The organism is Ruminococcus hominis, from assembly GCF_014287355.1.
Lineage (GTDB): Bacteria > Bacillota > Clostridia > Lachnospirales > Lachnospiraceae > Schaedlerella > Schaedlerella hominis.
On sequence record NZ_JACOPE010000001.1, the window covers coordinates 3115084 to 3129919 of the forward strand.

Genomic DNA, 14836 nt, shown 5'->3' on the forward strand with positions numbered 1-14836 from the left:
TCAATACGTTCTATTTGTATTAATATTTATTAATATTTTTCTTTTTTGCATTAATTTTTGTTTTTTTACCCGGTGGATATGATGTCGTCCCCCTCGCCACAAGCTGAGGCTCATATTCCACATGATAAATACTGATTGGCTGGATTTCTCCGTATTTCTGATCAGCACTTTTTATCTTCTTCATTATAATATCACAGGCATCTCTGCCTTTATAAATGACAAAATGCTCTATCGTAGTTAAAGATAGTTTTCTCATTTTAGAAAATAAGGTATTGTCACACCCCATAACCGACATGTCATTTGGCACCTTGTACTTTTCGTCATAAAGTGCATCCAAAATTCCAAATGCAATCATATCATTCAGCCCTACGATTGCAGTCACATCTCCATGCTCCTCCAGTACTTCTTTTGTTAAATCATATCCAATCCGATATTCCGAATCAATACCCGGTACATCCTGATCAATGGATTCATTTGCAGACTTGATAACAACGCCATTTGCCAAACCGGCTTCACTGAACTCTTTTAAAAATCCTTCCACCCGCTTTGAACGTTGTTTTTGCCGCACTGTGAGCGGCGGTGCGATGTATGCCACTTTCTTATGTCCCAAATCTAACAAATGTCTCGCCATGATCCTGCCCAGTTTTGAATTATCAAGCTCCACTGCATCAACTTCTAGTTTTTCATTCTGATTATTAATAATTGCAAATGGAATGGTTTTTGATAATTCTTCTATCATTTCCAGATAACACCGGCTCGGATTACAAGTATAAATCACACCTCGTGGATTCAGAGACGATAACATTTTCAAATACTGTTCCTCCAGCACAAGACTTCTCTGTGTATTACAGACAAACAATCCATATCCTTGTTCCGTTGCGCGTGATTCAATTCCCTGCAACAACATCACATAATATGGATTGGTCAGATTTGGGCAAAATACTACCAGCAGTTTTTCTCTTCTGCTCTCCCTTTTTTGCTTTCGTTTTGGAAGCTCATACCCAAGTTCTTCTGCTGAGTGCTCTACTCTCTCTATTACTTCTCGAGAAAATGAGACATTATATTTCTTATTTAATACCATAGATACCGTTGCCTGCGATACTCCTGCATGTTTTGCCACATCTGAAGATGTTACTTTTTTTCCCAATTGCTCTACCTCACAGCTCTGTTCTGCCATCCAGTGCTCTCAAAAGTGTCACTTCATCGATATATTCCAGATCACCGCCGACCGGAACACCGCTGGCAATCCGGCTGACTTTGATTCCAACCGGCTTAATCAATTTACTAATGTACATTGCTGTTGTTTCACCTTCTAAACTTGAGTTTGTCGCAATGATCACCTCATCAACATCCCCTTGAAGGCGAGCCATCAATTCTTTTAATTTAATATCGCCAGGTCCGATTCCGAGCATCGGTGAAATAGCTCCATGAAGCACGTGATACACACCATTATATTTTCCGGTTTTCTCATATGCTGCCAAATCTCTCGGACTTTCAACTACCATGATTGTCTTATGGTCTCGGTCTGGATTACTGCAAATTGGACATATCTCCCGATCCGTAAGAGTACAGCACTGTGCACAGTAGCGCACGTTGTTACGTGCATCTACCATGGTTTTCGCAAGATTCTCTACCTGCTCTTTCGGCATATTAATAATATGAAATGCCAATCTCTGTGCTGACTTTGCACCGATTCCCGGAAGTCTTGAAAACTCTTCTATCAACCGGCTGATCTGATTACTATAATATTCCATTAAAATAACCCCGGCATTCCGCCGCCAAGTCCACCTGTCAGTTTAGACATTGCAGCACCTGATTCTTCATCAACTTTACGAAGTGCTTCATTCGTTGCTGCAACGATCAAATCTTCTAACATCTCAATGTCATCCGGATCCACTACTTCTTCAGACAGTTTCACTCTGACTACTTCTCTCTTACCAGACATTGTCACTTCTACAGCTGAGCCTCCAGCTGTTGCTGTAAATTCTTTTGTCTCCATTTCCTTTGCCTGCTCTTCCATCTGACGCTGCATCTTCTGAGCCTGCTTCATTAAATTTGCCATATTCCCCGGCATTCCGCCACCTGGGAAACCACCACGTTTTGCCATGATCAATCCTCCACTGTTATTTCCATGTTAATTACTTTTTCCATGTGTTTTTCTAAATCTACAAATGTATCTTCAAATCTTCGCCCGTCATCTAGCTGACGCACCTCAACTTCAACCTTCTTGCCGATTCTCTGCTCAATCACCGACTCGATTTCTTGCTTATGATCTTCCCTCTTCACACTTTCCGCTGCAATACTATCAGACAGAACAATCAATAACCGATTATCTCCTCCCAGACTTAATCTTGCCTGTTTCAGATAAATACTAGTCGGTGCAGATACCTCATCTGCGATAGAGCGGAAATTTTGCACCACCTTCTGTATTTCCTCCGGTACTGCATCCGGCAGCTCTGGTTTCGGCTGGCTTTTTCTTGAAGAAGAATTCGTATTCCCTGCTATACTATTGACCTCAGACGCATTGACGTACACTACCTTCTCCTGTACCGCTTCCAGTTCACGATCTAATCGGTCTTCCACCGCACGGATCCGATCCAGCAAACTATCCGTATTCACTTCCATCGCCGGTGTACATAACTTGATCAACGCCACTTCCAAGAGCACTCTCTTCTGTGTCGCATATTTCATCTGGCCGGATAATTCCGAAAAAATACGGATATAGCGAAGCAGTGTATCCACTTCTATCATCTGTGCTTCTTCTTTTAACTGCTGAAGATTTTCTGAAGACACATCCAGAACATCTTCCATATTATCAGAAGTCTTAACGAGAAGCAAGTTACGAAGATACCAAGTGAAATCCGCCGTCAATTGCGAAAGCTCTCGCCCCTGCATTACCAGTTCTTCCACCGTATCCAAAACCTTAGGAACATCTCTCGCTATAATGTTACGAAGCAAACGGCTGAAGACATCGGTATCCACTGCACCAAGCACTTCCAAAACATTATCATACGTCAGCTTCTGCCCCAGATAAAATGCAATACACTGATCCAGAAGACTCAACGCATCACGCATCGAGCCGTCTGCAGCCTTTGCAATATATCGTATTGCTCTCTGCTCAACATCCACCTGTTCAATTTCCATCAGATCATTCATTCGGCCTGCAATCGTATCAATCGTAATTCGATGAAAATCATAATGCTGACATCGAGATAAAATTGTGATTGGAATCTTATGAACCTCCGTTGTTGCCAAAATAAATATCACATACTCCGGCGGTTCCTCCAATGTCTTTAAAAGTGCATTAAATGCTCCGATAGACAACATATGCACCTCATCAATAATGTAAACCTTAAAGCGTCCTTCCGTCGGACGATACGCCACTTCCTCCCGGATCTCTCGAATATTATCCACACCATTGTTAGATGCCGCATCAATCTCAATCACATTCATCGACGTGCCGGCTGCAATCGCTTTGCACATCGCACACTCTCCACATGGACTTCCATCCACCGGATGTTCACAATTCACTGCCTTGGCAAATATTTTTGCCACAGTCGTCTTTCCTGTTCCACGAGTTCCGCAAAATAGATACGCATGTCCGATACGGTCTGCCTTAATCTGATTCTGTAATGTCTTTATAATATGATCCTGACCCTTTACATCCTCAAATGTAGTCGGACGGAACTTTCTGTATAATGCCGTATATGACATGAATCACACCTCTTTGTTTCTAGTTATTTTTTTGAAAATATCCTGTCACGGACTATCTCATTATTCATCTCCGAAGCTAATTCCTATCATTTTCGCTTCCTGAATAAAACTGCATTTTGGATCGACATATTTCAGCTTTCCGGCAACCTCTTCCAGCGGAACCTTTGTAATCTCTCCGTCACGCATTGCTACCATGTATCCATATTCCTGATTTAAAATCAACTCTGCTGCCTTAGCTCCGACTCTTGTTGCAAATACACGATCATATGCACATGGAGAACCGCCGCGCTGTGTATGTCCCGGAACTGTAATTCGAACCTCCTTATCTGTTGTCTTCTCAATCTGTTCAGCCAACTCGTATGCAATAGAAGGATATTTTCTCTTTGCAAGCTTTTCTTTATACTCTTTCTTCTTCAGCTTCGCATCTTCTTTTGAAATCGCACCTTCCGCTACCGCAAGAATCGTAAATTTCTTACCCGCCTTTGTGCGTTTCTGAATCACATCAGAAATCGCCTTAATATCATATGGAATTTCCGGAAGAAGAATGATATCAGCTCCGCCTGCAATTCCTGCATGCAATGTAACGTGACCTACTTTATGTCCCATTATCTCAATAATAAATACTCTGCTGTGTGATGTTGCAGTTGTGTGAATGCGGTCAATTGTATCTGTCGCAATATCTACTGCACTCTGGAATCCAAACGTCATATCTGTTCCCCAGAGATCGTTATCAATTGTTTTTGGTAAAGTTACTACATTCAGCCCTTCCTCGCGAAGCAGGTTTGCTGTCTTATGTGTTCCATTACCACCAAGAATCACAAGACAATTCAAATTCAGCTTATAATATGTGTGCTTCATAGCTTCAACCTTATCAAGACCATCGGCATCCGGCACACGCATCAATTTAAACGGCTGTCTTGATGTTCCAAGAATCGTACCTCCACGTGTCAGAATTCCCGAAAAATCTTTCGGAGTCAACATGCTAAAGTTACCATATATTAATCCTTTATATCCATCTTGAAAACCATAAATCTCTACATCATCACGCTTTGTGCAGATTCCTTTCACAACTCCTCGCATTGCTGCGTTCAGCGCCTGACAATCTCCACCACTTGTCAACATTCCAATTCTAAGCATAGTATTTATCCTCCTTGCTGAAAAACTTTTGCATACTGTATTTATTTTAGCATAAATAAATGAGACTATAAAGAAAAATCTCATCGATCACATTTCCCCATAGTCTCATTATTTTATTCTATCACTTTTTTAACTTTTTATTTCATGATTGGTTTTAAAGCCTCAGACAACTTATCTTTCTCTGCCTGTGCTTCCTCAAGATTTTTACCGAGTGTTGTGTAGTAAATCTTAATCTTAGGTTCTGTTCCTGAAGGACGAACAATAACTGTCTCATTATTTTCCAATTTGTAAATAAGAACATTTGCAGCCGGAAGCCCTGTCTCTTCTGGTTTCTTGTAGTCTGTAACATTCACAACCTTATATCCTGCAATCTCCTCAAGCGGTTTTTCTCTTAAGCCCTGCATGATTCCAGCCATCTGATCCATACCACTAAGTCCCGGGAACTCAAAACTATCAATCTGGTTCAGGTAACGGCCATATTCAGAATAAATTTCTTCCATTCTCTGTTTCAGAGAACTTCCAATACTTCTGTAATATGCTGCCATCTCACAAATCAGCATAGATCCGATGATTGCATCCTTATCACGAACATATGGACCAGCCAGATATCCATAACTCTCCTCAAATCCGAAGATAAAGCGTTCAACTTCTCCTGCTGCTTCAAGTCCTGCAATCTGATCTCCAATCCACTTAAATCCTGTCAAAACACTTCTAAGCTCAACACCATAATGCTCTGCAACAGCATCAGCAAGAGGTGTAGATACGATAGATTTTACCGCTACCGGATTCTTAGGCATTGTACCTTTTTCAATACGGCCTGCACAAATATAATCAAGAAGAAGAACTCCAACTTCATTACCAGTAACCAATTCATACGAACCATCCGGACACTTCATAGCAATACCGACACGGTCTGCATCCGGATCAGTTGCAAGCATCAAATCTGCACCTGTCTCTTTCGCAAGACTCAGACCCTTCTCAAGAGCTTCGAAAATCTCTGGGTTCGGATAGCTACATGTTGTAAAATATCCATTTGGATATTCCTGCTCAGGAACGATTGTAACATCTGTAATTCCGATATCTTTTAAAATCTGTGTAACCGGAACTAATCCAGAACCATTAAGTGGACTATATACTAACTTCAATCCTGCTGTCTTGCAAAGGTCCGGACGAACCTGTCTCTCTTCGATTGCATCATACAGTGCTCTCTTGCAATCATCACCAACAAAACGAATCAGACCTTCTTCAACACCCTGTGCAAATGGCATATACTTCGCACCTATTAATACATCTGTCTTCTGAATCTCATCGTATACGATAGCTGCAGCATCATCTGTCATCTGGCAACCATCCGGACCGTACGCTTTATATCCGTTATATTTTGCCGGGTTATGAGAAGCTGTCACCATGACACCTGCATTACAGTTATAATAACGAATTGCAAAAGAAAGTGCCGGAACAGGCATTAACGCATCATAAATGCGAACCTTGATTCCGTTTGCCGCCAATACACTTGCTGCATTCTTCGCAAACACATCACTTTTGATACGGCTGTCATAACTAATTGCAACAGTCTGAGTTCCACCCTGAGTTTTTACCCAATTAGCAAGTCCCTGTGTTGCCTGACGTACAACATAGATATTCATTCTGTTTGTACCTGCTCCAAGAACCCCGCGAAGTCCTGCAGTTCCAAACTTAAGAGCAACTGCAAAACGCTCCTTAATCTCGTCATCATTTCCTTCAATTTTTGTCAGCTCAGGCTTCAGATCTGCGTCCTCCAGATCAGCCTCCATCCAACGTTTGTATTCATCCTGATACATTTTCTATCACTCCTGACTCTTCTTCATTTTTTATTTTTCCCTTATGTAAAAAACTAATTTAAATATACCATATCTGAGGTAATACAGCAATTGCGAAAGGAAAGTTTTTCAAAAAATATACAATATTATCACAATTTTCAAACTATATTATATTTTTTTGAAAATTTTGATTCTTATGGTTTCTATCGTTACTTTAGACCTTTTGTCCTTTCAAGTTCTTCTTGCAGTTCCTTTATCTTCTGCTGCATTTCTTGTAATTCACTATCTTTTTGCTGTATCACTTCTTTATTCTGTTGCAATGCTTCATCTTTTTCCTGTATTGTCTCTTTCTGCTGCTTTATCTCATCCTGCATCTCATCAATCATCAGCTCCACAGTATTCCTGTCCATCTCCAACAGCTCTTTCGAAAACATTCCCATGACCTCCTCGATGTTTCGACAGATATCATAGACCTGCTGGTACATCTCCTTGAAATCCGGATATCGCTCGATGATATCAATAATGATTTCCGGGTCATCCGAGCCTAAAAATGCAAGCCATGCATCCAGTCGATTCTGTATTTTGATATCTTTATATTGCAAAGAATCCAAGAAGATGTCAAGCGGAACAAACAAATATTTCTGTAATAAATTCAGTTTTAATCCTGTATTGGAACATTGATGGAATTGATGTAGATAATCGTCTGGAAATTCATGAAAAGCTCCAGGACTTTGTTCAAACAGAACAATCGTATAAACGTCTTTTATATCATTATAATTAAACTTTTTCTTGCGTTTACTGCGTACTTTTTTATATTGGCGCATTAATAAATCTGCTGAATAGCAGGCACTTCTTGCTCCTGGAAATTTGTATCCGATTTTTTGTACTTCCAGGTTCACGATACTTTTATCCTGCAATTCCACCACGATATCCATGATGACAAGTGCTGATTCATCCGCGATTCTCGTTCCATCGTTTGGAAGCACGTCTTTTACATGTACTTCTTGACCAAGTAGAAGTGATAATAGCTCGTCCACACGTTCCGGTACAACCTCCGGATTTAAGATTTCCTTGCTGATAAAATCGTACATCATCTTAACGCCTTTGGCTCCTGTACAAAAATCAATAAATTCCTTTCGTGCCTCCGGTTTCCAACTGTAAAACTCTCTGCTCAGAACAGAACTCTTTTTAATCTCGGACGTCAGTTCTTCCTTCGTCCGAATCATTGGGAAATACTGTTGTAACATGTTCTTCATAGGCATAGCCCTCCTTAGTGTGAAATATTTCGTTTTTTCATATCGGATATTGTTTCAGAATGTGAAACCCGAGATGAGTGCCTTGTGGCTTTAGATAAATGTGGAGAAAAGAATTTCTCCTTAGATGTTTATTTAACATAGCATAGTTTAAAAATGCTGTAAAGAAGTAATTATGCACAAAAAAACGAATTGCAAACAAAAGATAGAGAAATGCATCTATCCCTTTAAGATAAAACACACTTCTCTATCTTCGATTACTTTCTCAATCTATAAATCTATAACTTCATTACCGTATAACTTACATTATTAGACAATCCTGTAATTGGACTAATTCGATTTCCACCATTCGGTGCAGAATGCCAGAATAAATCTTGGTTCGATGTATCACCCCAGAAAAATCCTATATGATGAGTATCACTAGTCCCATATTTCCCACCTTCATTTTCATTCCAAATCCAAATTATATCTCCCTTTTCTAAGACTCCAGGTCTTAACATTTCCGATTTCGTTTTGAAATCGTACATTGGAACCCAGCCAGCCCTTTTTCTCTGCATTAATTATAATAATAAGAACTTGGCAAATTCTCTGTGCGGATCACTGAACCATTTTTATAGTATTTTCTCTGTGCCCATGCTGAATGTCCTGATGACCAAGATACCGGCTCAATAAAATCAAACCATCCTGGATCCTGACCATAAAATTCTACATATAATGTATTTCCTACTGTATATGTTTTAATTGTTACCGGAAATCCTAAATCATTGCGGAATTTCAAGTCTGAATCTCCATACGAAACCATCGCGTCTAATCCTCTTTGCACATATGTCGAAGCAATCGTATGATTATTTCGTTCAATAATTGTCATTCCTGCTCGGATTGCACCTCCATACAATGTTGTTGAAGCCTGGCAGATACCTCCACCATATCCAATACCACCGACAACGCCACCTGGACGATAACCTTGTGCCTGTCCGCAAGGTCCTGCAACGCCAAAGAATGATAATGTCTGTCCTGGATTAACTACTACACCGTTAAATGAGCTTAATGCTCTTGACATATTATAAAATCCGTTTGCATCATTTGTACTTACTGTTGAAAATCTTGCTAACATTCTTATATATTTGGTATCTTTATAATAATTTGAATTACTTCCCGGAGCAGCGGTACCCTTAGGTACGATTTTTATCTGAATTGCTTGTAATTTATAACTACATTTCGTTGTACCTGCTGCCTGACCATTTTTCGCCCAACCTAACCAGCCATAATTAGAAACATGTGTGCGATAATAAATATCCGCATATTTTTCAAGTTCTCCCGTTAAACGAATCTGAACAGCTTCTGCCTGATTTATTCCATCGCCGGACACTTCTCCATTTGTCTTCCAGCCTTGCCAGCCTACATTGCTTAAATGTAAACGATATTCGACATTTCCTGTATATCCTCCTGCCATTGAAGGTGCTATATTCATCGAAAGTTGTCTGATGGCTTTATTTACTCCTGTCGTTCCTGTTATCTCTCCATTTCCTTTTGCATCTTGCCAATCTAAACCTTCCACTTTTGTTTGAAATGTCAATTTCCCAATTTGATCTGCTGACAAATAGCTTCTTCCACTGCATGCTGGAGCACTTACATCTCCTTTTCCATACAGTTTGATTTCGATTGCTTCTACACCTGCATTATATCCAACAGTTCCTGCAACCTCTCCATTTTTAGTCCAATCCAGCCAACCAAATCTTGCACTATGCACTCGATAATAAATGTCATATTGAGCTTCTAATTGTTCTGACAAACGGATTTTAATCGCTTCAATTTTTTTATTTTTTCCGGTGGTTCCAGCTGTCTGTCCATCTGCAACTTCTCCCTGCCAGCCGATATCTTGTACATGGGCCTCGTAAAGAATAGAACCTGTAAGATTACTTTGTTTTCCTAATTCTGTAACCTTTATTTGGATTGCTTCAATACTATAATTTTTTCCGGTGGTTCCAGCTGTTTGTCCATCATAAAAATTATTGCTTTGCCAACCAATATTTTGTACGTGCGTTTTATAAAGAACTGACCCTAAATTTTCTGTTGATACACAACTTTTTTCTGTCTGAGCAGGTGCTTCCGTAGAACCTTTTTCATATAACTTCACTTCTATTGCCTGTGCACCTAAATTAAGCCCTTTTGTTCCGGCCTCTTCTCCATTTTTTGCCCAGCCAAGCCAGCCATAATTTGCTGAATGAACTCGATAATAGACATCATATGTTGCTGCCAACTGTTCAGTTAAGTTGATTTTAACAGCCTCAATTTTTTTGTTTTTTCCGGTTGTTCCTGCAGTATTCCAATCTGCAACTGGCGATTGCCAACCAATATCCTGTACATGTGCCTCACATGTAATAGAACCTGTCAAACCTGCTCTTCCTGCTTCTGTAACTTTTAATTTTAATGCTTCAAGATTTAAATTTCTTCCTACTGTTCCTGCAGTTGTTCCATCGTAAACTTTGTTTTGCCAGCCAATGTTCTGTACATGGGTCTGGTACATAATTTTTCCAAGTGTTTCTTCCGATACAAAACCTTTTCCTTCAGTAATTGGTGCATCTGTGCTATTCTTTTTACAAACTTTAATTTCTACCGCCTGAACAGAATATGCATACCCCACTGTTCCGGCTTTTTCATCATTTTTCACCCAACTAAGCCAGCCTACATTCGTTGCATGAACTCGATAATAAATATCGTACTGTTCTGCCAACTCACCTGTAAGTTTCATTCGGATTGCTTCGATTTGTAATCCAGTTTTCGTTGTTCCTGCTAGTTCATTTTCTTCCACATAATTCTGCCAACCAATATTCGATACATGGGCACAGTATTGAACTGTTCCTGCTATACCTGTATTATTTTCCAGCTGAACTTTGAGCGCTTTCATAGCATGGTCCTGTCCGACAGTTCCAGCTGTCTCCCCATTACTTTTTTCTTCCTGCCAATTTGTTCCTTGAAGATATGCACTATATTTAATATTTAATACATCTGCCGCTTCCTCAGTCAGCATAACAGACTCATCTGTGTTTTCTGTTTCATTCTCAATGCTACTATTCAAATCAGATTCTGTTGTTTCCGCCTCGGACCTCTGCATTACATCCTGTTCTCCCTCATTCTGAGCAGTTCCACTCTCACCCTGATTGTTATTACTCTCGTCCTGATTAATATCTTCTTGAGTGGTTTCTTGTACTTGTTGTACATCATCAGTCTGTACAATATCTTCTGCAAATACCGATATTGGCGTCGTTGTTATCATAGCCAAACATAAAACAATCACGCCCAATAACTTCATAAACTTTTTCTCTCTCATATATGCCCCTTTCGTTTATTAAGTATTTTCTTTCTTTTATTTTATTTGATTTAGATTTAAAACACAAGATTTTCCTATATTTAAAAAAAGAGTTATTGCTGATATCAAGAAATCACCTCAACTCAACAATAACTCTTTTTCTAATTATTCTTTAAAAATGCTTTTTCCGTACTTCCCGGTGCTGAATCACCTTTTTTTACCAGACAAATTTCAATTGCTTCTGCTTTCTTTGCATAACCTTGTGTTCCGGCATCTTCCCCGTTCTTTGCCCAACCAAGCCATCCAAAATCACTTGAATGTACTCGATAGTAGATATCATATTGTTCTTCCGCTTTTCCTGTAAGTCGGATAGATACCGCTTCTATTGGTTTCGCCTGCCCCGTTGTTCCTGCCTGCTGCCCATTTGATACATAATCCTGCCAGCCTATATCTCGTACATGGGCGCGATATTCTATTCGGCCATTTCTAGCATTAGATAATTGCAACTTTAATGCTTCTATCCCTTTATTCTGGCCTGTTGTTCCTGCCAATGCCCCATTTGTTACGATATTCTGCCAGCCTATATCTGACACGTGCGCCTGATACTGAACTTCTGTCTCTTTCATCTTAAAAGCATTCGAAGTCTCTCCTGGTGCTTCTCCACCTTTTTCAACCAATTGAACCTGTATTGCCTCTACTTTCTTTGCATAGCCTTGTGTTCCTGCATCTTCCCCATTCTTTGCCCAACCAAGCCATCCAAAATCACTTGAATGTACTCGATAGTAGATATCATATTGTTCTTCCGCTTTTCCTGTAAGTCGGATAGATACCGCCTCTATTGGTTTTGCCTGACCTGTTGTTCCTGCCTGCTGCCCATTTGATACATAATCCTGCCAACCAATATCTCGTACATGCGCTCTATATTCTATTCCACCATCCACATCGTTTAACTGCATTTTCAAGGCTTCTATTCCTTTATTTTGGCCTGTTGTTCCTGCTATTTCTCCGTTCTGGACAAAAGTTTGCCACCCAATATCTGATACGTGAGCTTCATACGAAACCCCACTTTGCAGTTCTTTAACTCCATGATCCGCTGGTGTTCCAATAAGATAGTTCATATCAACGAGTCCATCTATTCCATCAACTAATTCTTTTGACGAATATTGCCACATTGCATATGTACCTGGGTAATCACACTGTATATTATACTGAGCGACCCAACGATGCCATTGTTCAAATTTTATATCTGTCAAATATTTATTCCACCAATTTAAATTTGCATATACACCAACTGCATATCCTGCGTTTTGAACTGTACTACAAAATGTCTGTGCAATTGCAGCAAAGTCACTTCCTAATGTACTATTATCCTCCATATCAAAATAAACCGGGTAACTCAACTTGTGCCCGCTTATTAATCTTAATACATGCTGTGCTTCACTTGTAGCCATATCTGTATTTTGAGCATATGAATAAATATAAACCCCATACGGAATTCCTAAACGTTCACATTCACTTACATTTCTCAGCCACTGTTTGTCATCTTGATTATAATAATCATCCCCATAGCCACATCGAATAATAGCATAATCTATTCCTTCAGCTTTAACCTTTTCCCAATCAATATTACGATTATGCTCACTTACATCAATACCTTTTTTTGTTGCATTTGGAGCATATACATCACTAATTACAGAAACTTCATCTTCAGCACTCCTAATCAATTCTCCGTCTTGATAACGCCAACTGTTTTCTTTCAAATCTCCCTGTTCCTGAGATTCTTCTGCTACAGACTCTGTATCTATATCCACCTCTTCATTCAATGTCTGTTCCCCATTCTCTTGTTGAAGATCTGATTCTGCACTATTCTCTTCACTCTGAAAAATATCTTGATTTTCTTCCTGTGCATATACACTGTATGTCGGATAATTTATTCCTGTGATCATAATTGACAATGCAACAATAACACCTATTTTTTTCTTCATTTATTTTCCTTTCTTTTATATTTTCATAAACAATTAAGTTTCCTTATTTCTTGAACTTTATCAGTATACTTCCTCTTTTTTTTCATGTCAAATTTTTCTCTGTTTTTGTTCGTCATTTCTAACTTTGCTTTTTTCTATCATATATGTTAAACTGTAGAAATATAAATAGTAGATATTTAACTATATACATATGACAACATGAATATTTTAAATTTTTCAGAAAAGAGGATTGTAAAATGGAAAGAAATGACCCTTGCTGGTGTGGAAGTGGGAAAAAATATAAAAAATGCCACATGCCAATCGAAGAAAAGATGCAGCTTCATGCTGATCGCGGAGAGATTGTCCCAAGCCGCAAATTACTAAAAACCCCATTTCAAATTGAAAAAATCAAAGCAAGTGCTGAACTCAATACAAAAGTTCTTGATGCTGTTGCTGAACAGATTCATGCCGGAATGAGTACAGAAGATATTGACAAAATCGTATATGATGTAACAACAAAAAATGGTGGGATTCCAGCCCCATTAAATTATGAAGGATTTCCAAAGAGTGTATGTACTTCTATTAACAACGAAATTTGCCATGGTATCCCTGATAAAAACATCATTTTGCAGGAAGGTGACATCATCAATGTTGACGTATCCACCATTCTCAATGGATATTTTTCTGATGCGTCTCGAATGTTCAAAATCGGACAGGTATCCGAACGTGCTGAACGTCTCGTAAAAGTCACAGAAGAATGCCTTGAACTTGGTCTTGCTGCTGCAAAACCATGGGGACATCTTGGAGATATTGCTGATGCAATCAATACGCATGCTCAGGAAAATGGATATTCTGTTGTAGAAGAAATCGGCGGACATGGAATCGGACTCGAATTCCACGAAGATCCATTTGTCAGCTTTGTTACTCCAAAAGGATCTGAGATGCTATTGGTTCCGGGTATGATGTTCACGATTGAACCTATGATTAATGAAGGTAGCCCTGACTTCTTCGTTGATGAAGATAACGGCTGGACTGTTTATACCATTGATGACGGACTTTCTGCCCAGATTGAATATATGGTGCTTGTAACTGAAAATGGTGTTGAGGTATTAACAAAATAAACTATTTAAATTATAGGAGTGTCGCTTTAACGTTGAACTACGAATATCACGTTGAACGCGGCTTCCTTTTTATAACTCCTTTTTGTCGTTCTACATCTAACGTTTCATTAATCAAACTATTTTCATTACATATTCACATCTGATTTGTTATTTACAGTAAAATTTACATTTTAAACTATTTGCTCTCGTAACTAACTATAAAGAAAGCATCTCTGTCTCTTTTAGCTAACTTGATTTCTACAAAGATAACTGAAGAAAAAATGACATATCAGACACTTACTGCTGCGACAAGACTCTATCGTGTATTTATTCTCTTCCGCCTTTTCCACTGCTGGAAGCATTATACGAAACTCTTGGATTTGAGCCGAATGAAATTTTTGTAGATAACACGAATAATAATCTTACCTCACTGGCATCATTTGTAAGTTGGTAATACGGATGATTACCTACTTACGATTCAAATCTAGCACAAGCCTAAGAGATGGACTTCGCAAATTTGCTGAATGGTATAAAGACTTTTATCTAAACTAATTCGCTG

The 14836-nt window shown here is 39.1% G+C and carries 10 protein-coding genes; 1 reads left to right on the forward strand and 9 read right to left on the reverse strand.

Features of this window, described 5'->3' with window-relative positions; all coding sequences use genetic code 11:
* Positions 1–19: 19 nt before the first annotated feature.
* The 9 genes from H8S40_RS14190 to H8S40_RS16255 form a co-directional block, all read right to left on the reverse strand.
* Positions 20–1177, reverse strand: coding sequence for a LacI family DNA-binding transcriptional regulator (locus H8S40_RS14190; protein WP_186865459.1), 1158 nt, complete (start codon positions 1175–1177; stop codon positions 20–22).
* Positions 1158–1754: a recombination mediator RecR gene (gene recR, locus H8S40_RS14195; RefSeq protein ID WP_117989987.1), complete on the reverse strand. Its 597-nt coding sequence runs from the start codon at positions 1752–1754 to the stop codon at positions 1158–1160. Before recR ends, H8S40_RS14190 begins: the two co-directional genes overlap by 20 nt.
* Entirely contained in the window at positions 1754–2107 is a 354-nt protein-coding gene (locus H8S40_RS14200; RefSeq protein WP_022075422.1) for a YbaB/EbfC family nucleoid-associated protein, read from the reverse strand. Before H8S40_RS14200 ends, recR begins: the two co-directional genes overlap by 1 nt.
* A 2-nt stretch (positions 2108–2109) precedes the next feature.
* On the reverse strand, positions 2110–3714 hold the full coding sequence (gene dnaX / locus H8S40_RS14205; RefSeq protein ID WP_186865460.1) for a DNA polymerase III subunit gamma/tau: 1605 nt from the start codon (positions 3712–3714) through the stop codon (positions 2110–2112).
* Positions 3715–3774: 60 nt separating this feature from the next.
* The gene (locus tag H8S40_RS14210; RefSeq protein ID WP_186865461.1) at positions 3775–4851 is read right to left on the reverse strand and encodes a 6-phosphofructokinase; all 1077 of its coding nucleotides are present in this window, start codon (positions 4849–4851) and stop codon (positions 3775–3777) included.
* Positions 4852–4988: 137 nt separating this feature from the next.
* Positions 4989–6671: a phospho-sugar mutase gene (locus H8S40_RS14215; RefSeq protein ID WP_186865462.1), complete on the reverse strand. Its 1683-nt coding sequence runs from the start codon at positions 6669–6671 to the stop codon at positions 4989–4991.
* Positions 6672–6859: 188 nt separating this feature from the next.
* Positions 6860–7906 (reverse strand): PD-(D/E)XK nuclease family transposase, encoded by a 1047-nt coding sequence (locus tag H8S40_RS14220; RefSeq protein ID WP_186865463.1) that lies wholly within the window; start codon positions 7904–7906, stop codon positions 6860–6862.
* A 553-nt stretch (positions 7907–8459) separates the two neighbouring features.
* Entirely contained in the window at positions 8460–11234 is a 2775-nt protein-coding gene (locus tag H8S40_RS14225) for a VanW family protein (RefSeq protein WP_186865464.1), read from the reverse strand.
* Positions 11235–11374: 140 nt separating this feature from the next.
* Positions 11375–13198, reverse strand: coding sequence for a GH25 family lysozyme (locus H8S40_RS16255; RefSeq protein ID WP_186865465.1), 1824 nt, complete (start codon positions 13196–13198; stop codon positions 11375–11377).
* Between the two features lie 236 nt (positions 13199–13434).
* On the opposite strand from H8S40_RS16255, the gene H8S40_RS14235 reads away from it, so the two are divergent.
* Entirely contained in the window at positions 13435–14298 is an 864-nt protein-coding gene (locus H8S40_RS14235; protein ID WP_022075430.1) for a methionyl aminopeptidase, read from the forward strand.
* Positions 14299–14836 lie beyond the last annotated feature (538 nt).

Excerpts from the sequence above, each read along its gene's own strand:
- H8S40_RS14190 (WP_186865459.1), bottom strand. The coding sequence starts at position 1,177 with ATGGCAGAACAGAGCTGTGAGGTAGAGCAATTGGGAAAAAAAGTAACA.
- recR (WP_117989987.1), bottom strand. The coding sequence starts at position 1,754 with ATGGAATATTATAGTAATCAGATCAGCCGGTTGATAGAAGAGTTTTCA.
- H8S40_RS14200 (WP_022075422.1), bottom strand. The coding sequence starts at position 2,107 with ATGGCAAAACGTGGTGGTTTCCCAGGTGGCGGAATGCCGGGGAATATG.
- dnaX (WP_186865460.1), bottom strand. The coding sequence starts at position 3,714 with ATGTCATATACGGCATTATACAGAAAGTTCCGTCCGACTACATTTGAG.
- H8S40_RS14210 (WP_186865461.1), bottom strand. The coding sequence starts at position 4,851 with ATGCTTAGAATTGGAATGTTGACAAGTGGTGGAGATTGTCAGGCGCTG.
- H8S40_RS14215 (WP_186865462.1), bottom strand. The coding sequence starts at position 6,671 with ATGTATCAGGATGAATACAAACGTTGGATGGAGGCTGATCTGGAGGAC.
- H8S40_RS14220 (WP_186865463.1), bottom strand. The coding sequence starts at position 7,906 with ATGAAGAACATGTTACAACAGTATTTCCCAATGATTCGGACGAAGGAA.
- H8S40_RS14225 (WP_186865464.1), bottom strand. The coding sequence starts at position 11,234 with ATGAGAGAGAAAAAGTTTATGAAGTTATTGGGCGTGATTGTTTTATGT.
- H8S40_RS16255 (WP_186865465.1), bottom strand. The coding sequence starts at position 13,198 with ATGAAGAAAAAAATAGGTGTTATTGTTGCATTGTCAATTATGATCACA.
- H8S40_RS14235 (WP_022075430.1), top strand. The coding sequence starts at position 13,435 with ATGGAAAGAAATGACCCTTGCTGGTGTGGAAGTGGGAAAAAATATAAA.